Raw genomic sequence first — 19,782 nt, forward strand, 5'->3', positions numbered from 1 at the left:
TCATATTTGTTTTAAAAGCTATAACGCAGTATTATGCCAATTATTTCAAACATATTTTCACCTAGCCTACCTTTTAAAAGTGGGCATTTTAACACAATATATCGTCCTTTATTTATGAAAAACACAATAGTGTATAATAGAACAAGAGTAACAACTTGGGATGCTGATTTTATAGATTTAGATTTTTCTTTTGTAGGTTCAAAATCCTTAGTCTTATTAATTCACGGATTAGAAGGAAGTTCACAATCAAACTATATGATTACCACTTCTAACTACCTTAATAAAAAAGGATTTGATACTGTTTGTATGAATTTAAGAGGCTGTAGTGGAGAAGACAATTTACTTTTAGGAACATACCATAGCGGTAAAACTGATGATGTTGATTTTGTCATCAAATATCTTAGTAAAAATTACAGTTATGATGAAATTATAATCGTCGGATTTAGTTTAGGAGGAAACTTAACATTGAAATATTTAGGCGAATTTATTGATATTCCTTCAGAAGTAAAAGGAGGTGTAGCTGTTTCTGTCCCTGTTGATTTAACCTCTTCACAAGCTGAATTAAACAAACTAAAAAACAAAATATATCTGAATGAGTTTTTGCGAACAATGAAATTAAAACTTTTAAAAAAGGCAGAAAAATTTCCTGATTTTAAGCTTAACAAAGAGTTATTACTTAAAGCAAGTAAATTCCGTCACTTAGAAAAACAATACACAGTACCTGTTTTTGGATTTGAAAGCTCTGAAGATTATTGGCAAAAAGCAAGCTCAAAACCTTTTATTTCTGAAATAAAAGTTCCAACATTGCTTATAAACGCTTTAAATGATAGTTTTTTATCTAAAGAATGTTATCCTCTTAAAGAAGCTAAAAACATGAACAATTTTTATTTATTAACCCCTAATTACGGTGGACATGTTGGTTTTATATCATCTTTTACCCATACTGCGAATGATTGGTTAGAAAAACGTATTGCTCAATTTATTGAAGAAACCATTGGAATAAAACATTAACCTAAAAATTTATAACTATATGAATCGGTTTTATGATATTTGTAAAACACTCATGTAGTTTAGCTTTTTATGATGATAAAAAAAATTGCGTTTATTTTACTTACTTTACTAAGTATTAATTTAGGATTTTCTCAAAACACGAATACCTTAACTTTATCAAAATTCTCTCAAATTAGTGTTATTACTTCGGGGCCTGGAGAAGCTTTATATGAAAAATTTGGTCATACAGCGGTTCGTGTAAAAGATCCTGTTTTACAACTTGATTTAATCTACAACTACGGTATTTTTGATTTTGAAGACCCTAATTTTTATATCAATTTCACAAAAGGATTTATGAAATATAAATTGGCTCGCTACCCTTTTTATTTATCCTTAAAAAGTGCACAACAAGATGGTCGTTGGGTTAAAGAACAAGTTCTAAACTTAACACAACAACAACAAAATGAGTTTTTTAAGTTTCTAGAAAACAATGCACTTCCTCAAAACGCAAGTTACTTTTATGATCCTTTTTTTGACAATTGTGCTACCAGACCTCGTGATATTATTCAAAAAATTACTGGTGATAATTTAGTTTTTAAAGATGATTTTGTTTCGGAGAATTTATCACTAAGGCAGTTAATGAACAAAGAAATTAACCCTAATACATGGGGAAGTTTAGGAATTAATATTGCATTGGGTAGTAAATTGGATAAAATTGCTTCTCCAATAGAATATTTATACCTACCCGATTATGTTTTTGAAGCTTTAAAAACTTCAAAAATAATGAAAGGTAGAGAAGAAGAAAACTTAGTTAAAAAGTCAAATATTTTACTCGATTTTGAAGAAAAAGAAGCAAAAAGTGATGCTTTTAGTCCGTTTTTAGCAATATTACTTTTTTCTTTATTAGGAATATTTATTACTTACAAAAACATGAAAAACTTAAAAAGAAGCAAATGGCTTGACTTTATTTTGTTTTTTATAACAGGAACTTTTGGCTTGTTAATTGTTTTTTTATGGTTCTTTACTAATCATTCAACTGCTCCTAACAACTTCAACTTTTTATGGGCGTTTGCTCCTAATTTAATGGTAGCTTTCTTTTTACTGAAAGAAAACCCTCCTAAATGGATTCACATTTATGTGAAAATTTTATTGATTTTTTTAGTTTTAATTCCTGTTGTTTGGCTAACTAAAATACAGTTATATACCTACCCTATGACTCCTTTGTTTATATTACTAGGGATTCGTTACTGGTATTTACAAAAAACTTTGAAGCGCTAATTCATACCCTTGTAAACCAAACCCGAAAAGAACTCCTTTAGCATTCGGAGCAATATAGCTTACATGACGAAACTCTTCACGAGCATGTATATTAGAAATATGCACTTCAACAACAGGAGTATCAATTGCTTTTACAGCATCACCAATACCTACAGAAGTATGTGTATAGGCTGCAGCATTTAGAATAATACCATGATAATCAAAACCAACTTCATGTAGTTTATCTATTATTTCTCCTTCAATATTCGATTGAAAATATTCTAATACAACTGTCTTATTTTTATCTTTCAACTCATTAAAAAAATCTTCAAAAGAATTTGAACCATAAATAGTAGGCTCTCGTTTTCCCAATAAGTTTAAGTTTGGTCCGTTAATTATGATTATTTTTTTCATCTCTAGTATTTATGGTAAAAATAGCTTTTTTAACTTTCTTGTATAAAAAAAGGAAGCAATTTTGCTTCCTTTTTAAAGTTTATTTTAAAATACTTCTTAGAAGTGTAATGCGAAACCAATTAAAGCTTGGAAAGCTCCTTCTTGTCCATCTTTTAAAGCCACATTATATCTTAATGCAGGCTCAACACTCACGTTATCTCCTAAAAACCAAGCATAACCTCCTTGTAAACCAATAAAGTTAACACTGTCTCCTCCATCAGGAGAAACACCTGTAAAATCTACACCTACTGGAAACTGACTTGCTATATAATATTTTGCACCAACTTTATAAACAAATTCGCTATCAAAACCATCATCTGCAAATCCTAGTCCTACTTTTACAGCTAAATCATCAGCTACAAAATAACCTCCTTCTGCACCAATAGACCATGCTGTATTACCATCTATAGATCTTAATGAAAATGAAGTATTTCCAGTAGTCCAAGAACCAGTATTAGCTTCAATTAACCACTTTCCTTTTGCTGTTTGTCCGTTAGCCTCTTGTGCGTTAGCTGTAAAACCTGCAGCAACCATAGCAATTACTAATAATAATTTTTTCATAATTTTTAAATTTATAATTTTAAGTTTGAGCAGCAAAAATAACTGTATTTTTATTTTTTATCATATTTTTTTAAAAAAACATTTCTCTTTTTAATAATGAACTGGAATCAAACTATTTACGACTATGCTAATTATTTAAAAATTGAAAGAGGCCTTTCAAAAAACTCGATAGATAGCTATACAAGGGATATAAATAAACTTTTTTTATTTGTTGAAAATCTAGAAAACACTCCTTCACCAATTCATATAACTACAGAAACTATTCAACAATTTATTTATGAAACTAGTAAAAATATCAATGCTCGTAGTCAAGCTCGGTTAATTTCTGGACTTCGTAGTTTTTTTGATTATTTAGTTTTTGAAGACTATCGAAAAGACAATCCAACCGATTTAATTGAAAGCCCAAATATTACGAGAAAACTACCTGATACGTTAGAAAAAGAAGATATAGATAAGTTAATTGCTGCAATTGATTTAAGTCATCCACAAGGAGAACGCAATAAAACGATTATAGAAACTATTTACAGTTGCGGTCTTCGTGTAAGTGAATTAATAAATCTACAACTCTCTGATTTATTTTTTGATGAAGGTTATATTCAAGTTCTTGGAAAAGGAAATAAATATCGTTTTGTTCCTATTCATATTACCACTATTCATAGGCTGAACTTTTACATTAATGAAATCAGATCTCAAATTACGCCTAAAAAGGAAGATGAAGACACTGTTTTTCTTAATCGTAGAGGTAAAAAGTTAACTCGCCAAATGATTTTTATTATTTTAAAAGAATTAGCTCAAAAAATTAATCTAAAAAAAAATATTGGTCCACATACATTGAGACATTCTTTTGCTACATATTTACTGAAAAACGGAGCAGATTTACGTGTTATTCAACAGTTATTAGGACATGAAAGTATTACTACTACAGAGATTTATGTGCATTTAGATACTAGTTTTCTCAAAAAAGTAGTTGAAAAACATCACCCTAGAAGTGGTTTTAATTTAAATGAAGAGGAAATATAAACGAAACTATCGGATACAAAAAAAGGCAAGCTACCTACATCACACCGCTACGACCTAATACCCTTGCTGCGTTCCCGCCCTGGGGGATTCAAAGGGAGCTGGTTGTGTAGGACTTGCCTGTGCAAATTTACAACCATTTTTTCGTAAAAAACAACAAAATTTGCATAAAAAATCTGTAACATTTCTAAGTTTTTGAATACTAATAGTTTGTTATTTATATTTTTTCCTTTTTACAGGATAAAATAAACGTAACATTAAAAAAGAATATATTTGTATCACTAACTAAAATTACACAATGGAAAATCAAGCAAACAGCAAAAGCACTATTTTAAACTACGGATTGTATCTAGGTATTATTGGAGTTTTTATTCATTTAGCATTTTATGCTACAGGTACCCTAATTAAGTTTGGATGGTTAAGTGGAATTATTAGCTTCATCGCAATGGTTGCTATCATCATTTTAGGAATCAAAAAATTTAAAGCTGATAATGATGATTTTTTAACCTTTGGTCAAGCTTTAAAAGTAGGAGTTGGTATTGCTGTTATTAGCGCTGTTATTACTACCGTTTACACATTACTATTTACTAATGTTATTGAGCCAGATTTTCAAGTTCAAATGATGGAAGTACAAAAACAAGCATGGCTAGATGCAGGTATGAGCGATGAGCAAATTGAAGCTTCAGAAGCCATGGCCGAAAAATTTAGTAGCCCAGTAATAACAATTCCAGTATCAATTGTTGTTTCAGCTTTCTTTGGATTTATTATTTCTGCAATTGGAGGTGCTATCATGAAAAAAACAGAAGAAGAACAATATTAAAACATAGTTTAGACAGGTTAAAGTTTTACATAAAAGTAATACTTCGTAACTTTACCTTTTTAAACATTGAATAAAATATATGGATATATCGGTAGTAATACCTCTTCTTAACGAAGAAGAGTCTTTACACGAGTTACACGATTGGATTGCAAACGTCATGCAATCCAATCAGTTTTTATACGAGCTCATTTTTATTGATGATGGTAGCACAGATACTTCTTGGAATGTTATTGAAGAGTTATCAGCTAAAAACAAATCAGTTAAAGGAATTCGTTTTCAAAAAAACTATGGAAAATCACAAGCGTTAGATGCTGGTTTTGGTCTAGCAAAAGGGCAAGTGGTTATTACCATGGATGCTGATTTACAAGATAGTCCAGATGAAATTCCTGAATTATATAAGCTCATTACAGAAGAAAATTTCGATTTAATTTCTGGATGGAAGAGAAAACGCTACGATAACGTAATTACTAAAAATATTCCATCTAAACTCTTCAATTGGGCCGCTCGTAAAACATCAGGACTAAAATTACACGATTTTAATTGTGGATTAAAAGCTTATAAAAATGAAGTTGTCAAAGCAGTTAAAGTTAGTGGTGAAATGCACCGCTATATTCCTGTATTGGCAAAAAACGAAGGATTTAATCGTATTGATGAAAAGGTAGTACAACACCAAGCTCGTAAGTATGGAGTTACCAAATTTGGAATGGATCGTTTTGTAAACGGTTTTTTAGACTTAATTACTATTTCATTTTTATCTAAATTCGGTAAACGCCCTATGCACTTTTTTGGTTTATGGGGAACTTTAATGTTTATTTTCGGATTCTTATCTGCCTTTTTTATTGGGGTGATGAAAATATACCACCTTACTGTCGGAATAAAAGCAATACTCGTTACAAATAATCCTTGGTTTTACATAGCCTTAACTTCCATGATTTTAGGAACTCTAATGTTTTTAGCAGGATTCTTAGGTGAGCTAATTATCAAGAGTAATCCGCAACAAAAACATTATAAAATTAAAAAACAACTGAATTTTTAAACTCGTACCTTTGTACGTTTTTTATTTGATACATGAAAGAGATTTTAAACAGCGCAAAACTGTGGCTTTCTGACGATTTCGATTCAGAAACCCAACAAGAAATTCAGCAATTAATTAATACTAATGCTGACGATTTAGCAGATCGTTTTTATAAAAATTTAGAATTCGGAACTGGAGGAATGCGTGGAATTGTTGGCGCAGGTACCAACCGAATTAATAAATACACCTTAGGTAAAGCAACTCAAGGATTAAGTAATTACTTACACAAAACATATCCTGATAAAATATTAAAAGTAGCTATTGGTTACGATTGCCGCCACGACAGTGAATGGTTAGCTAAAGTGGTTGCTGATGTATTATCTGCAAATAACATTCAAGTATTTTTGTTTGAAGATATGCGTCCTACTCCAGAATTATCTTTTGCGGTAAATTATTTAGAATGTGACGCAGGAATCGTATTAACAGCTTCTCACAATCCACCAGAATACAATGGATACAAAGTGTATTGGAATGATGGTGGTCAAATAGTTCCACCACAAGACACAGAAATTATCAATGAAGTAAACTCATTAGCTTTTTCTGAAATCAATTTTAATGCAAAAGAAGAATTGATAACTTCTATCGGAAGCGAAATTGATGAAGCTTTTTGGAAATCTTCTTTAGCTAATGGTACTTTTGATATTAAAGGTCGTGAAGATTTAAAAATAGTATTTACTTCTTTACATGGAACGTCTATCAAATTAATTCCGGAGGTTTTAAAACGTGCTGGTTATACTCAAGTTCATATTGTTGAAGAACAAGCTACTCCTGATGGTGATTTCTCTACGGTTGAATCTCCAAATCCAGAAGAACCAGCAGCTCTTAAAATGGCGGTTGATTTAGCTAATAAAATTGATGCTGATATCGTATTGGGAACCGATCCTGATTCAGACAGAATTGGAATTGCTGTTAGAGATATAGATGGAAACATGACCTTGTTAAACGGAAATCAGACCATGAGTATGATGACCGATTTCTTGATTAATGATTGGAAAAAACAAGGGAAGCTAGACGGAAAGCAATTTGTTGGATCAACAATTGTTTCAACCAATTTAGTGAATGAAATAGCAGATTCATATGGAGTGGAAACCAAAGTTGGATTAACTGGTTTTAAATGGATTGCTAAAATGATTAAAGATCACCCTGAACTTAACTTCATTGGTGGTGGCGAAGAGAGTTTTGGTTACATGGTAGGTGATTTTGTACGTGATAAAGATGCTGTTACCTCTGCCCTACTAGCCTGTGAAATCGCTTCAGATGCAAAATCTAACAATAGTTCTTTCTATAAAGAATTATTGAATTTATATACACGCCATCATTTTTATAAAGAGCATTTAATTTCTTTAGTAAAAAAAGGAATGGATGGAGCACAGCAAATCAAACAAATGATGGTTGATTTACGTAATAATCCGTTTACTGAAATAGATGGATCAAAAGTTAAATACTTATACGATTATCAATCTTCAATAAGAAAAAACTTAATCACCGATGAGGAAAATACAATTGATATACCTAAGTCAAATGTATTGATTTACCAAACAGAAGACGGAACCAAAATTGCAGCTCGCCCAAGTGGTACTGAACCAAAAATTAAATTCTACTTTAGTGTTAAGAGTAAATTAAGTGATGTTTCAAATGCTAAAGAAGTAGAAAAAGATCTTGACAACAAAATTCAACTTATTATTAAAGAACTAAATCTATAATGAATTATTTTAAAAAGATTATTAGATATGCTATTCCTTATAAAAAATATGGATACTTAAACGTACTATTTAATATCTTATATGCTCTTTTTTCAACACTTTCTTTTTTGGTGTTAATGCCAATGTTAGAAGTTATTTTTAAACAAGATGCACCTAGAGTTACTGAAAAACCAGTTTTTGAAGGAATTACGAAAATAATAGAGTATTTTAAAGGTAACATTTCTTTTTATGTAAATGAAATTTCTGGTGATGATAAGTCTAAAGCTTTAATGGTTGTTGTTGGTTTGGTTATCGCTACGTTTTTCTTTAAAAATATCTTTAATTACTTAGCTATGTATTTTATTACATTTTTAAGAAATGGTGTTTTAAAAGATATCAGAAATGATTTATATAAAAAAACAATAGAATTACCAATATCCTACTTTTCTGAAAAAAGAAAAGGTGATACCATGGCAAGAATAGGAACTGATGTATTAGAAATTCAACACTCTTTCTTATCTATTTTAGAAATGTTGGTACGAGAACCTCTTACTATCATTTTTACTATTGTTGCTATGGTTGCTATTAGCTTTAAGCTAACTATTTTTGTTTTTATTTTTATCCCTATTTCTGGTTATATAATTTCTTTAATAGGAAAAAGTTTAAAACGAAAATCAGATAATGTACAAAAAGAACAAGGATATTTTTTATCATTACTAGAAGAAACTTTAGGCGGACTAAAAGTTATTAAAGGGTTTACTGCTGAAAAAGAATTCCAACAAAAATTTGAGGGTTCAACTAACCGCTTTTACCATTTTTCTAACACCTTATTAAACAGAACCAATTTAGCGAGTCCTGCTAGTGAATTTTTAGGAATTGGCGTTATTGCTGTGTTGCTGTGGTATGGTGGTAGATTGGTTTTAGAAGAAGGCTCTTTACAAGGAGAAGATTTCATTGCTTATATGGGATTAGCCTATAATATTTTAACTCCTGCTAAAGCCATTTCTAAAGCAAGTTATAATGTTAAAAAAGGAAATGCCGCTGCTGAACGTGTTTTAGAAATATTAGAGACAGAAAACCCATTAAAAGACGCTCCAAATGCTATTGATAAAAAGACTTTTGATACTGATATTTCAATAGAGAACGTTTCTTTTAAATATGAAGACAACTACATTCTCAGAGATTTTTCTCTAAGCATACCTAAAGGGAAAATGGTTGCACTAGTAGGACAATCTGGAAGTGGTAAATCTACCATTGCTAATTTACTAACGCGTTTTTACGATGTAAATAAAGGAAGTATTCTGCTTGATGGAATAGATATAAAAAACATTAAAAAACATTCACTACGTCAATTAGAAGGCTTAGTAACACAAGATTCCATTTTATTTAATGATACTGTAAAAAACAATATTACTTTAGGTATTGAAGGCAAAAGTGATGAAGAAATTATTGAAGCAGCTAAAATTGCCAACGCTCACGAATTTATAAAAGACTTGCCTAATGGTTATGATACCAATATTGGTGATAGTGGAAACAAACTATCGGGCGGACAAAAACAACGTTTAAGTATTGCTCGCGCGGTACTTAAAAATCCTCCAATTATGATTTTAGATGAAGCTACATCGGCTTTGGATACTGAATCAGAAAAATTGGTTCAAGATGCATTAGAAAAGATGATGCAAAATAGGACTTCTGTAGTCATTGCACATCGTTTGTCTACTATTCAAAAGGCAGATTTGATTGTAGTAATGCAAAAAGGAAAAATTGTTGAGCAAGGAACACATGAAGAACTGATTTCCAAAAGCGGAACATATAAAAAACTTGTAGAAATGCAATCTTTAGGATAATAAAAAAGAGAAGCAAAATGCTTCTCTTTTTTATTGTTTTTTTATTGTTAACCTATTTTTAAACCTAATTGTTCTCCTTTTTCCAACATAAACTGATAAGAAGCATCATGTTCATTAGGGATTTTACCATCTAAAATTGCTTCTTTTATAGCTTCTTTTATCTGACCAATTTCTCTGCAAGGCTTTAGATTAAAAGCTTCCATAATCTCTTCTCCGGTAATTGGCGGTTGAAAATTACGAATTCTATCACGCTCTTCTACCTCTTTAATTTTTTGACGAACTAATTCAAAATTCTTATGGTAACGCTTAAACTTCTTTGGATTCTTAGTCGTAATATCTGCTTCACACAACGTCATTAATGATTCAACATCATCACCTGCATCAAAAATTAAACGACGTACAGCAGAATCTGTCACTTCACTTGCTAAAACTATTGGACGAGAGCTTAACATTACCATTTTCTGAACAAACTTCATTTTATTATTCAATGGCATTTTTAAACGCTTAAACAACTTATATACCATCTTTGATCCTACAAACTCATGTGAATGGAAAGTCCAACCTATTTTTTTGTGATAACGTTTTGTAGGCGCCTTACCTATGTCGTGTAACAACGCTGCCCAACGAAGCCAAACATCATCTGTATTTTCGGCAATATTATCTACTACCTCTAAGGTATGGTAAAAATTATCTTTGTGTTTTTGGCCTTCTACCTCCTCTACTCCTTTTAAAGCAATTAATTCTGGTAAAATTCGCTCTAACAACCCTGTTTTTTCTAATAATAAAAAACCTATAGAAGGTACTGGAGACTCTAAAATTTTATTCAACTCAACCACAATACGTTCTCGAGTAATAATATCAATTCTTGAAGTATTTTTTGTAATTGCGTTTAACGAATTTTCTTCAATAGTAAAATTCAATTGGGTAGCAAATCGAATAGCACGCATCATACGTAACGGGTCATCAGAATAGGTAATATCCGGATCTAATGGTGTTCTTATAATTTTTGCTTTTAAATCTGTAATTCCTCCAAAAGGATCAAGTAACAGTCCAAAATCATCTTCATTTAAACTCAATGCTAATGCATTAATCGTAAAATCTCTTCGATTTTGATCGTCTTGTAAAGTTCCTTCACAAACTTTTGGATTTCTACTTTCTTCCGAATACGATTCTTTACGTGCCCCCACAAACTCAACTTCAATATCTTGAAACCGCAACATGGCTGTTCCATAAGTTTTAAACACTTGAACCTTTGGCTTATAAGGTAGTAATTCAGCTACTTTTTGGGCTAATTCTATTCCACTTCCAACCGCAACTACATCAACATCTTTAGCGGTGCCTCTTTGTAAAATAAAATCACGAACAAAACCACCAATCACATAGCTTTCTAGTTGCAGTTCTTTAGCTGCTTGGGATATATATTGAAATATTTCTGTGGAAATTGCTTCCTTAAAATATTGTTTTTGCATACAATTATTCTCTAATCACTTCGACTTCTTTCTCTTCTATCTTAAAAATCACTAAAGAGTTTTCTGTCACTTTCTTCTCGTGCAAATTTACCATAATATAACACTACGTGAAAATGGATTTAAGTATTTCTTAAAATCTCACCTCAAAAAGCTATAAAATATGTACTTTTACGACTTATCTTATTTGATTAAAGAATCGAAAAATTTATGTTAAATTTAAACAATCAATCTGTTTTAATTACTGGAGGAACTGGCTCGTTTGGTAAAATGTTTACTAAACTTATTTTAAACAGGTTTCCTAACGTAAAGCGTCTTGTTATTTTATCTAGAGACGAACAAAAACACTTCCAAATGGCTCAAGAATTTCCTGAGTCACAATATCCACAAATCCGTTATTTTATTGGAGATGTTAGAGACGTTAAACGCCTCGAAAGTGCTTTTGAAGGTATAGATATAGTAATTCATGCAGCTGCTATGAAACATGTTCATTTAGCAGAATACAACCCTATGGAATGTGTTAAAACGAACATTAATGGAGCTGAAAATGTTATTGATGCTGCTTTAAAATCTGGTGTTAAAAATGTAGTTGCTTTATCTACCGATAAAGCTGCAGCCCCAATTAATTTATATGGAGCAACAAAATTAGCTTCTGATAAATTATTTATTGCTGCTAATAACATTAAAGGAAAAAGAGATATTAAATTTTCTGTTGTAAGATATGGGAATGTTATGGGGTCAAATGGTTCTGTTATGCCTTTTTTCTTAAAAAAGAAAAATAATGGAGAAGATTTTTTACCTATAACCGATGCAGATATGACTCGTTTCAACATTTCATTAGAAGATGGATGTGAGATGGTGTTTTATGCAATAGAAAAAGCTTGGGGAGGTGAAGTCTTCGTTCCAAAAATACCTTCGTATAAGATTACTGATGTAGCAACAGCTATTGCTCCTGAATTAGAACAAAAAATTGTTGGTATTAGACCTGGTGAAAAACTTCATGAAGAAATGATTACTTCATCAGATTCATACAATACTGTAGATTTAGGAAAGTATTACGCTATTTTGCCACAACAATCTCCTTATTCAACTTACACTAAAGAAGAATACAAAGCAGCATTCAATGCTATTGATGTACCTAAAGGGTTTGCTTATGATTCTGGTAATAATGATGAATGGGAAACTATAGATAGTTTAAGAGCATTAGTAAAAAAACATGTAGACCCTAATTTTGAAGCGTAATGGAAAATTTTAAAATTCCTTACGGAAGACAGAATATTGAACAAGACGATATCAAAGCTGTAGTAGAAACACTACAAACAGACTTCTTAACTCAAGGACCAAAAGTTAAAGAGTTTGAAGATAAGTTTGCTCAATATATAGGAGCTAAATATGCTTTAGCTGTTAACAATGCAACTTCAGGATTACATTTGGCTGTTTTAGCTATGAACCTTAAAAAAGGTAATAGAGTTATTACAACTCCTATTACTTTTGCTGCTTCAGCTAACTGTGTTCGTTATGCTCAAGGTGAAGTTTGGTTTGCCGATATAGATCCAAATACTTATCTATTATCTCTCGAAAGTACCCGAAAACTTATTGAAGGTAAACCTAAAGGTTTCTTTAAAGGAATAATTCCTGTAGATTTTGCAGGACTGCCTGCTAATTTAGAAGAGTTTAGAAAACTAGCAGATGAACATGATTTATGGATCATAGAAGATGCCTGTCATGCTCCTGGTGGTTATTTTACAGATTCTAAAAATAATAAACAATACTGTGGTAATGGTAATTATGCTGACATAGGTGTTTTTTCTTTTCATCCTGTAAAGCATATTGCTTGTGGTGAAGGAGGAATGTTAACCACGAACTCTAAAGAAGTTTATAACAAACTATCCCTATTAAGAACTCACGGAATTACAAAAGAGAATATGAGTGAGAATCATGGTGGATGGTTTTATGAAATGCAAGAACTTGGCTTTAATTACAGGTTAACAGACTTTCAATCTGCTTTAGGTATTACACAATTAGCCAAAAACAATCGTGGAGTAATTCGCCGAAACGAAATTGCTCAAACATATAAAAACGCATTTCAGGGAAAAATTAAATTTCAAAGTTTACCTAGTGGTAGCTATAATGCACACCATTTATTTGTTATTGAAGTTGATAACAGAAAAGAACTATATGACTTTTTAAAATCGCACAATATTTTTGCGCAAATACACTACATTCCCGTACACACCTTACCATACTATAAAAATATTGGGTATTCTGAAGCTGAATTAACTAATGCTGAAAAATATTATTCTAGATGTATTAGTTTACCTATGTTCCCTAGTTTAACTGACGAAGAATTACAGTATGTAATTGATAAAGTTTTAGAATTTATTAATGACTAAAATAGCCATCATACCAGCAAGAGGAGGTAGTAAGAGAATTCCTAAAAAAAATATTAAAGATTTTTTAGGAAAACCTATTATTGCTTATTCTATTGAAACTGCTATACAAAGTAATCTTTTTGATGAAGTTATTGTTTCAACAGACAGTGAAGAAATAGCTGAAATAGCAAAAAAACATGGAGCTAAAACTCCTTTTTTAAGAAGCGAAAAAAATTCAGATGATTTCGCTACTACTTTTGATGTAATTCAAGAAGTTTTAGAATGGTATTCTGCTAATGATAAAAATATAGAAACAGCTTGTTGCATCTATGCAACAGCTCCTTTTATAACTAGTGATTTATTAAAACTAGCAGAACAAAACCTAACAACTAATCAATTTGATACTGTTTTTCCAGTAACTCGATTCGGTTTCCCAATCCAGAGAGCTATTAAGAAAACAAATGATGCCGGTAAAATGGATTTATTTCAACCTGAACACTTAAACAGTAGATCACAAGATTTAGAACCTGCTTTTCAAGATGCTGGACAATTCTACTTCTTTAAACCTGATATTATTTTAGAAAAGAAAAAAGTTTGGACAGATAACTCAGGAATAATCGAAATTGATGAATTATTAGCCCAAGATATCGATAATGAAACAGACTGGAAATTAGCTGAATTAAAATATCAACTTGCTTTTGGAAACTAAAGAACATACATATACTGCTTTAAAAGAACAATCTTTTTCTCAAGGAGAATTTTCAATAGTACCTATACGCTTTGAAGATAAATTGCAAATAATGCAGTGGAGAAATGAACAAATGTATCATTTACGTCAAGCAAAAGAACTAACAGAAAATGATCAAGAGACATATTTCAACAATGTTGTTTCTAAATTATTTAATCAAGAGCACCCCTCGCAAATTTTATTTTCTTACTTAAAGGGTAATAAATGTATAGGTTATGGAGGTTTAGTACATATCAATTGGATTGATAAAAATGCCGAAATTTCCTTTATTATGGATACCTCTTTAGAAAATGATTTTTTTAATTTTCATTGGAAAATATATTTAGGACTTATAGAAAAAGTAGCTTTTGATGAGCTAAATTTACATAAAATCTTCACCTATGCCTTTGACTTAAGACCTCATTTATATGCAGCTCTTGAAGAAAGTGGTTATGATAAAGAAGCCGTTTTAAAAGAACATTGCTTCTATAAGAATGAATTTAAAGATGTTATAATTCATTCAAAAAAAAAGAATAAAATTGTTATCAGAGATGTTAATTTAAATGATGTTAACCTATTATTTGATTGGGCTAATGACGAGTTAACACGTAAAAACTCTTTTAATTCAAATGAAATTAGTTTTAAAGAGCATGAACAATGGTTTACCTCCAAATTAAAAGATAATAATTCTCTTTTTTTTATTGGAATGATTAATACCTCTCCTATTGGGCTTGTTCGTTATGAAGTTGGTGAAGAAAATACTATTGTTAGTATTAGCATAGATAAAAACTTCAGAGGAAAAAAGCTCGCTCCTTCTTTACTTAAAGAAGCAGCAATAAGTTATTTTAAAACAAATAAGAAACCTATTTTGGCATATATCAAAAAAGAAAATATTGCCTCAGTAAAATCTTTCGAAAAAGCTGGTTACACATTTTATTCGAAAGAAAAAGTAAATAATATAGATAGCTATATTTATAAACTAGAATCATTATGATACCTTTAGATAAATGTTTTATAATAGCTGAGTTATCAGCTAACCATAATGGAAGTAAAGATGTTGCAATTGAAACCATTAAAGCAGCAAAAAGAGCTGGGGCTGATGCTATAAAGTTTCAAACCTATACTGCAGATACAATAACGCTTGATTCTAAAAAAGATGATTTTAAATTAAGTCAAGGGACTATTTGGGATGGTATGTACTTATATGATTTATACCAACAAGCTTATACTCCGTGGGATTGGTTTGAAGAATTATATGATATTGCGCATCAAGAAGGTTTAATCGCTTTCTCTTCTCCTTTTGATAAAACTGCAGTAGATTTATTAGAATCTATTAAAAATCCTATTTATAAAATTGCTTCATTTGAAATTACCGATATTCCGCTAATTGAATATGTAGCAAAAACCATGAAACCAATTATCATTTCTACAGGTATTGCCACTGATGAAGACATACAGCTTGCTGTAGACACTTGTAGAAAAGTTGGAAACAACGATATTACTTTGTTAAAGTGTACTTCCTCTTACCCTGCACCTATTGAAGAAGCAAACTTATTAATGATTAACGACTTAAAAGAACGTTTTGATGTTAAATCTGGACTATCAGACCATACTATGGGAACTGTTACTCCTGTTGTTGCAGTTACTTTAGGTGCCACTGTTATTGAAAAACATTTTATTTTAAACAAAGAAATCGGCGGACCTGATGCTTCTTTCTCTTTAGATGAAAATGAATTTACAGAAATGGTAAATGCTGTTAGAGCTGCTGAGAAAGCTATAGGGAATATCAGCTATAAGTTAACTGATAAAATGAAAAGTGGAAGGGAATTTTCTCGTTCATTATACATTACTAATGATGTAAAAAAAGGAGATATTCTTACAAAAGATAATATACGTTCAGTAAGACCTGGTTTTGGATTACATCCAAAATATTACAACGAAATTTTAGGTAAAAGCTTTAAAAAAGACTTTGAAAAAGGCACTGCTTTAAAAAAAGATTTTTTTGAATAAGCTAAGCTCTTAAAGTTTTTATAGAACCATCTGTCATAATTTTCAATATGGTAGATGGTTTTATGTTTTCAGAACTTTCCTCAATCTCTACCACATAATCCACATTTAATTTTATTTCATTTGAAATTTCTTTAAATGTTTTTGGTGTAACTTCACCGCTAATATTTGCTGAAGTAGAAACAATAGGCTTCCCAAATTCTTTTATTAACTTTTGGCAAAACTCATTTTTAGGAATTCTTATAGCTACTGTATTATCAATAGCTACTGCATTATTAGCAATTCTTTTAGGGTTGTTATATATAATGGTCGTTGGGTTTTCTACCGTTTCTAAAATTTGAAACACTTGTTTTGGTATATATTCAATATACTTTTGTAACATTTCAATTGAATCAACAAGAATTATCAAGCTTTTAGATTCTTCTCGTCTTTTTAATCTATATATTTTCCTAACAGCTTCTTCATTAGTAGCATCACAACCAAGCCCCCAAACTGTATCAGTAGGATAAAGAATAGTATTGCCTTCTTTTAAATTAATTATTGTTGCTTTTATGACTTCTTTCACCACTAATAATTTAATTTATGATAATCAATATATTTATCTTGATACTTATAAATTTCTTTGATTACTTTTTGCCTTTCTTTATCAACTTTTTCATCATCTAAATTAAAAAAATCAACCGTAGCTTGATTAAAAATCATTTTTAAAGTAATTAAAGCACTTGTAATTGTTCCTGCTATATGCTTAGGAACTTCATTATTTAGAATAAAATCTAATTCAACATTTAATTTATTCTTTTTTATAACAAAACTTAATTCAAGTTCTATTTTTTTTAGATCCCCCTCTTTTTCTCTTGGATGTGGTATATAGATAATTTTCTTTCCTTTATAAAAATCACATATTTTATTTAAAGTCATAAAATAATCTTTAAAAGACAGCAAGTTAGCATTCACAACATTTGTTCCTAGTAAATACACCGAATCTTCTTCTTGTTCTTTTGAATCTTTTTTAATGATTTTCAGCCATTTAAATTCGTTTTTCACTACATTATCAGGCTCTAAATCTTCTAAATTATAATATGAAAAGAAGTTTATATTATTCACTTCATTTTCTATACTTATTCCGTAAGCTTTATATATTTTTTCTACTAGTGTATACTTTCCTCCTTTTTTATTTTTCCCTTTAAATAAAGAAAAACGCTTTGTTAAATACCCATCAAACTTACTGTTTCTTGCTATTTCAATAGTAGCTGCACCATCATCTAATAAATAGCATTTCTCGTAATTTAAATTATTCACAAAGTACGATGCTATAGGAAACGCTCTTACAAAAAGATATTGATAATCTTCTTTCTTTAATTCCTTTACTAATTTTAACCAAGAAAAACCATACGAAGATTTCTTTTTAGTTCTGATGATAGAATTCCAACCTCCTGATTTTTCTATTAGAAAGTTTATTGTTGCATCATCATACTTATCTGATTTAATAACTAAAATACAGTCTGATAATTTAAATTGTTCTCTTGCTTCTATAGCACCCAAAAGCTCTAAAGGCTTACTAATAAAAAAAATAGATTTCTTCATCTTATAATTAAAAATTCATAGAACGCTTACTTAACCAACTTCCTCTTGTTAAACATTGAAAGTAGTATAGCATCATATTTTTACAAAGCAATCTTTGAACAACTAGTTTTGGAACAAAGAAAAATATCGTTCCTAGTACTCCTAAAAAAACTTTACTCAATATGGTTTCAATAACTAAAAGAATTTGACTCACATATTTTTTCAAACCTGCAAAGTGGTTGTTTATGTATATATGCCTTGATATAAGAACTTCAGATTTTGTTAATGAAGAGGTTACAACATTTATTCGAGATGCTCCTCCATGGTCATGAATTACAGACACTTCTTTTAATAGAGCAATTTGTAAACCTTTATTTACTATTTTTTTACATAAATCAACATCTTCATAATACATCCAATAGTCTTCATTCCATCCTCCAACACTATAAAATTCTTCTTTAGATATACAAACTACAGCACCAGTAACCCAATCAGGAAAAACTACAGAATTAGTAGTTTCTTTTAATTCTTTATAACGTTTAGAAAACTTACGGTCGATAGCCCTTGTTATACCAAACAATCTAGTTAAACTTGGAAATAATCTAATATATCTTTCTTCATTTCCTACACTTGTTATCTGCTTACAAGAAACAATACCATAATTAGGGTTACTTTGAAGATTTACATTCATTTGAAATAATGCTTCTTCATTAGCAATCGTATCCGGATTCAAAAACAATAATTGCTTTCCAGAACTAAATTTTGCTCCTACATTACAACCATTAGCAAAACCGTTGTTTCCTGTGTTTTCTACAAACAGTACATCTCTATTTTGTTTAGAAAACTCATCTAATCTATTATCACTAGAACAATTATCAACAACAATAACTTCTAAATTAAGTTTTTTATAATCCTTTAACTGCAAAGAATTTAAGCATTGCTGTAATGGATCCCAACTTTTATAATTAACTATAATCACAGAAAGGTCTATAAAAGACCTTTCTGTATAATTATATGTTTTATAACCTGTATTTTGTTTATACATCAATGAATTTCTTATACCGCCACATCATACTCTCTAAGAGCATCATTCAACGAAGTTTTCTTGTTGGTACTTTCTTTACGCTTACCAATGATTAAAGCACAAGGAACTTGATACTCTCCTGCTGCAAACTTCTTTGTATAACTTCCTGGAATTACTACAGAACGTGCAGGAACAACTCCTTTCATTTCAACTGGTTCATCACCTGTTACATCAATGATTTTAGTACTCATTGTTAATACTACATTCGCTCCTAAAACCGCTTCTTTCTCTACTCTAACTCCTTCAACAACAATACAACGAGAGCCGATAAATGCTCCGTCTTCAATAATTACTGGTGCTGCTTGTAAAGGCTCTAAAACCCCTCCAATTCCTACTCCACCAGATAAGTGTACGTTTTTACCAATTTGCGCACAAGAACCTACAGTTGCCCAAGTATCTACCATCGTTCCTTCATCAACATACGCTCCAATATTTACATAACTAGGCATTAAAATAGTTCCTGCTGAAATATAGGCTCCGTGACGAGCTACTGCATTAGGAACCACACGAATTCCTTTCGCTTCGTAACCTCTCTTTAATGGAATTTTATCATGATATTCAAAAATACCTGCTTCTAAAGTTTCCATTTTTTGAATAGGAAAATATAACACTACTGCCTTTTTTACCCATTCATTTACTTGCCATCCATTGTCAGTTGGCTCAGCAACACGTAAATCTCCAGCGTCTAATAAATCTACTACTTTTCTAATAGCATTAATCGTAGTTTCTTCCTTCAGTAAATCGCGGTTATCCCACGCTTTTTCTATAATTGATTGTAATTCTGTCATTTTTAATAATATTTTTCAGCAAAAATAAAGTTGCTTTCAAGAATATACCGCGAAGATACATTTTTTAAACAGA

At 30.5% G+C, this 19,782-nt stretch carries 19 protein-coding genes and 1 other RNA gene; 12 read left to right on the forward strand and 8 right to left on the reverse strand.

Annotation, left to right across the window (positions count from 1 at the left end):
* Positions 1–33 precede the first annotated feature (33 nt).
* Positions 34–1,011, forward strand: a complete 978-nt coding sequence (locus C8N26_RS07700; protein ID WP_120186779.1) for a YheT family hydrolase — start codon at positions 34–36, stop codon at positions 1,009–1,011.
* A gap of 72 nt (positions 1,012–1,083) precedes the next feature.
* Positions 1,084–2,268: a lipoprotein N-acyltransferase Lnb domain-containing protein gene (locus C8N26_RS07710; protein WP_120186781.1), complete on the forward strand. Its 1,185-nt coding sequence runs from the start codon at positions 1,084–1,086 to the stop codon at positions 2,266–2,268.
* Here the strand turns inward: C8N26_RS07710 and aroQ are convergent.
* Positions 2,245–2,661 carry a type II 3-dehydroquinate dehydratase gene (gene aroQ, locus C8N26_RS07715; protein WP_120186782.1) on the reverse strand — a complete coding sequence of 139 codons (417 nt, stop codon included), beginning with the start codon at positions 2,659–2,661 and terminating at the stop codon, positions 2,245–2,247. The genes C8N26_RS07710 and aroQ overlap by 24 nt on opposite strands.
* Before the next feature lie 96 nt (positions 2,662–2,757).
* Complete coding sequence (locus tag C8N26_RS07720; RefSeq protein ID WP_120186783.1) at positions 2,758–3,261, reverse strand: hypothetical protein; 504 nt, start codon at positions 3,259–3,261, stop codon at positions 2,758–2,760.
* Between the two features lie 96 nt (positions 3,262–3,357).
* On the opposite strand from C8N26_RS07720, the gene xerD reads away from it, so the two are divergent.
* Positions 3,358–4,281, forward strand: a complete 924-nt coding sequence (gene xerD, locus C8N26_RS07725; RefSeq protein WP_120186784.1) for a site-specific tyrosine recombinase XerD — start codon at positions 3,358–3,360, stop codon at positions 4,279–4,281.
* 20 nt (positions 4,282–4,301) lie between these two features.
* Here the strand turns inward: xerD and ffs are convergent.
* An RNA gene (gene ffs, locus C8N26_RS07730) (signal recognition particle sRNA small type) lies at positions 4,302–4,400 on the reverse strand.
* Positions 4,401–4,576: 176 nt separating this feature from the next.
* On the opposite strand from ffs, the gene C8N26_RS07735 reads away from it, so the two are divergent.
* The 4 genes from C8N26_RS07735 to C8N26_RS07750 all read left to right on the forward strand — a co-directional run bounded on the left by C8N26_RS07735 (position 4,577) and on the right by C8N26_RS07750 (position 9,702).
* Positions 4,577–5,098, forward strand: a complete 522-nt coding sequence (locus C8N26_RS07735; protein ID WP_120186785.1) for a DUF4199 domain-containing protein — start codon at positions 4,577–4,579, stop codon at positions 5,096–5,098.
* 79 nt (positions 5,099–5,177) lie between these two features.
* Positions 5,178–6,134, forward strand: coding sequence for a glycosyltransferase family 2 protein (locus tag C8N26_RS07740; RefSeq protein ID WP_120186786.1), 957 nt, complete (start codon positions 5,178–5,180; stop codon positions 6,132–6,134).
* A 32-nt stretch (positions 6,135–6,166) separates the two neighbouring features.
* Entirely contained in the window at positions 6,167–7,876 is a 1,710-nt protein-coding gene (locus C8N26_RS07745; protein ID WP_120186787.1) for a phospho-sugar mutase, read from the forward strand.
* Entirely contained in the window at positions 7,876–9,702 is a 1,827-nt protein-coding gene (locus tag C8N26_RS07750; protein ID WP_120186788.1) for an ABC transporter ATP-binding protein, read from the forward strand. The genes C8N26_RS07745 and C8N26_RS07750 overlap by 1 nt, the downstream gene beginning before the upstream one ends.
* 47 nt (positions 9,703–9,749) lie before the next feature.
* Here the strand turns inward: C8N26_RS07750 and C8N26_RS07755 are convergent, their stop codons facing one another.
* Positions 9,750–11,171: a CCA tRNA nucleotidyltransferase gene (locus C8N26_RS07755; protein WP_120186789.1), complete on the reverse strand. Its 1,422-nt coding sequence runs from the start codon at positions 11,169–11,171 to the stop codon at positions 9,750–9,752.
* 207 nt (positions 11,172–11,378) lie between these two features.
* Here C8N26_RS07755 and pseB point away from each other — a divergent pair, with 207 nt between their 5' ends.
* The 5 genes from pseB to pseI are packed head-to-tail and all read left to right on the forward strand — an operon-like array spanning position 11,379 to position 16,277.
* The gene (pseB, locus tag C8N26_RS07760; protein WP_120186790.1) at positions 11,379–12,410 is read left to right on the forward strand and encodes a UDP-N-acetylglucosamine 4,6-dehydratase (inverting); all 1,032 of its coding nucleotides are present in this window, start codon (positions 11,379–11,381) and stop codon (positions 12,408–12,410) included.
* A complete protein-coding gene (pseC, locus tag C8N26_RS07765; protein WP_120186791.1) occupies positions 12,410–13,561 on the forward strand; it encodes a UDP-4-amino-4,6-dideoxy-N-acetyl-beta-L-altrosamine transaminase in 1,152 nt (383 codons plus the stop codon). Before pseB ends, pseC begins: the two co-directional genes overlap by 1 nt.
* A complete protein-coding gene (pseF, locus tag C8N26_RS07770) occupies positions 13,554–14,249 on the forward strand; it encodes a pseudaminic acid cytidylyltransferase (RefSeq protein WP_120186792.1) in 696 nt (231 codons plus the stop codon). The genes pseC and pseF overlap by 8 nt, the downstream gene beginning before the upstream one ends.
* A complete protein-coding gene (locus tag C8N26_RS07775; protein ID WP_120186793.1) occupies positions 14,239–15,261 on the forward strand; it encodes a GNAT family N-acetyltransferase in 1,023 nt (340 codons plus the stop codon). Before pseF ends, C8N26_RS07775 begins: the two co-directional genes overlap by 11 nt.
* The gene (gene pseI, locus C8N26_RS07780) at positions 15,258–16,277 is read left to right on the forward strand and encodes a pseudaminic acid synthase (RefSeq protein ID WP_120186794.1); all 1,020 of its coding nucleotides are present in this window, start codon (positions 15,258–15,260) and stop codon (positions 16,275–16,277) included. The genes C8N26_RS07775 and pseI overlap by 4 nt, the downstream gene beginning before the upstream one ends.
* Position 16,278: 1 nt before the next feature.
* Here pseI and C8N26_RS07785 read toward each other — a convergent pair whose 3' ends face one another.
* The 4 genes from C8N26_RS07785 to C8N26_RS07800 are packed head-to-tail and all read right to left on the reverse strand — an operon-like array spanning position 16,279 to position 19,709.
* Positions 16,279–16,839 (reverse strand): L-threonylcarbamoyladenylate synthase, encoded by a 561-nt coding sequence (locus tag C8N26_RS07785; protein ID WP_120186795.1) that lies wholly within the window; start codon positions 16,837–16,839, stop codon positions 16,279–16,281.
* 2 nt (positions 16,840–16,841) lie between these two features.
* Complete coding sequence (locus tag C8N26_RS07790; RefSeq protein ID WP_120186796.1) at positions 16,842–17,858, reverse strand: hypothetical protein; 1,017 nt, start codon at positions 17,856–17,858, stop codon at positions 16,842–16,844.
* A 7-nt stretch (positions 17,859–17,865) separates the two neighbouring features.
* The gene (locus C8N26_RS07795) at positions 17,866–18,882 is read right to left on the reverse strand and encodes a glycosyltransferase family 2 protein (protein WP_120186797.1); all 1,017 of its coding nucleotides are present in this window, start codon (positions 18,880–18,882) and stop codon (positions 17,866–17,868) included.
* Between the two features lie 11 nt (positions 18,883–18,893).
* Positions 18,894–19,709, reverse strand: coding sequence for a 2,3,4,5-tetrahydropyridine-2,6-dicarboxylate N-succinyltransferase (locus C8N26_RS07800; protein ID WP_028891899.1), 816 nt, complete (start codon positions 19,707–19,709; stop codon positions 18,894–18,896).
* Between the last annotated feature and the right edge of the window lie 73 nt (positions 19,710–19,782).

Source organism: Tenacibaculum lutimaris (assembly GCF_003610735.1).
In the GTDB taxonomy this organism is placed as follows: Bacteria; Bacteroidota; Bacteroidia; order Flavobacteriales; family Flavobacteriaceae; genus Polaribacter; species Polaribacter lutimaris.

Bases quoted from the DNA above. Each gene is read 5' to 3' on its own strand.
- aroQ (WP_120186782.1), bottom strand. From the start codon at position 2,661: ATGAAAAAAATAATCATAATTAACGGACCAAACTTAAACTTATTGGGA.
- pseI (WP_120186794.1), top strand. From the start codon at position 15,258: ATGATACCTTTAGATAAATGTTTTATAATAGCTGAGTTATCAGCTAAC.
- C8N26_RS07735 (WP_120186785.1), top strand. From the start codon at position 4,577: ATGGAAAATCAAGCAAACAGCAAAAGCACTATTTTAAACTACGGATTG.
- C8N26_RS07745 (WP_120186787.1), top strand. From the start codon at position 6,167: ATGAAAGAGATTTTAAACAGCGCAAAACTGTGGCTTTCTGACGATTTC.
- C8N26_RS07710 (WP_120186781.1), top strand. From the start codon at position 1,084: ATGATAAAAAAAATTGCGTTTATTTTACTTACTTTACTAAGTATTAAT.
- C8N26_RS07750 (WP_120186788.1), top strand. From the start codon at position 7,876: ATGAATTATTTTAAAAAGATTATTAGATATGCTATTCCTTATAAAAAA.
- xerD (WP_120186784.1), top strand. From the start codon at position 3,358: ATGAACTGGAATCAAACTATTTACGACTATGCTAATTATTTAAAAATT.
- pseC (WP_120186791.1), top strand. From the start codon at position 12,410: ATGGAAAATTTTAAAATTCCTTACGGAAGACAGAATATTGAACAAGAC.
- C8N26_RS07720 (WP_120186783.1), bottom strand. From the start codon at position 3,261: ATGAAAAAATTATTATTAGTAATTGCTATGGTTGCTGCAGGTTTTACA.
- C8N26_RS07795 (WP_120186797.1), bottom strand. From the start codon at position 18,882: ATGTATAAACAAAATACAGGTTATAAAACATATAATTATACAGAAAGG.
- C8N26_RS07755 (WP_120186789.1), bottom strand. From the start codon at position 11,171: ATGCAAAAACAATATTTTAAGGAAGCAATTTCCACAGAAATATTTCAA.
- pseF (WP_120186792.1), top strand. From the start codon at position 13,554: ATGACTAAAATAGCCATCATACCAGCAAGAGGAGGTAGTAAGAGAATT.
- C8N26_RS07800 (WP_028891899.1), bottom strand. From the start codon at position 19,709: ATGACAGAATTACAATCAATTATAGAAAAAGCGTGGGATAACCGCGAT.
- pseB (WP_120186790.1), top strand. From the start codon at position 11,379: ATGTTAAATTTAAACAATCAATCTGTTTTAATTACTGGAGGAACTGGC.
- C8N26_RS07700 (WP_120186779.1), top strand. From the start codon at position 34: ATGCCAATTATTTCAAACATATTTTCACCTAGCCTACCTTTTAAAAGT.
- C8N26_RS07740 (WP_120186786.1), top strand. From the start codon at position 5,178: ATGGATATATCGGTAGTAATACCTCTTCTTAACGAAGAAGAGTCTTTA.
- C8N26_RS07790 (WP_120186796.1), bottom strand. From the start codon at position 17,858: ATGAAGAAATCTATTTTTTTTATTAGTAAGCCTTTAGAGCTTTTGGGT.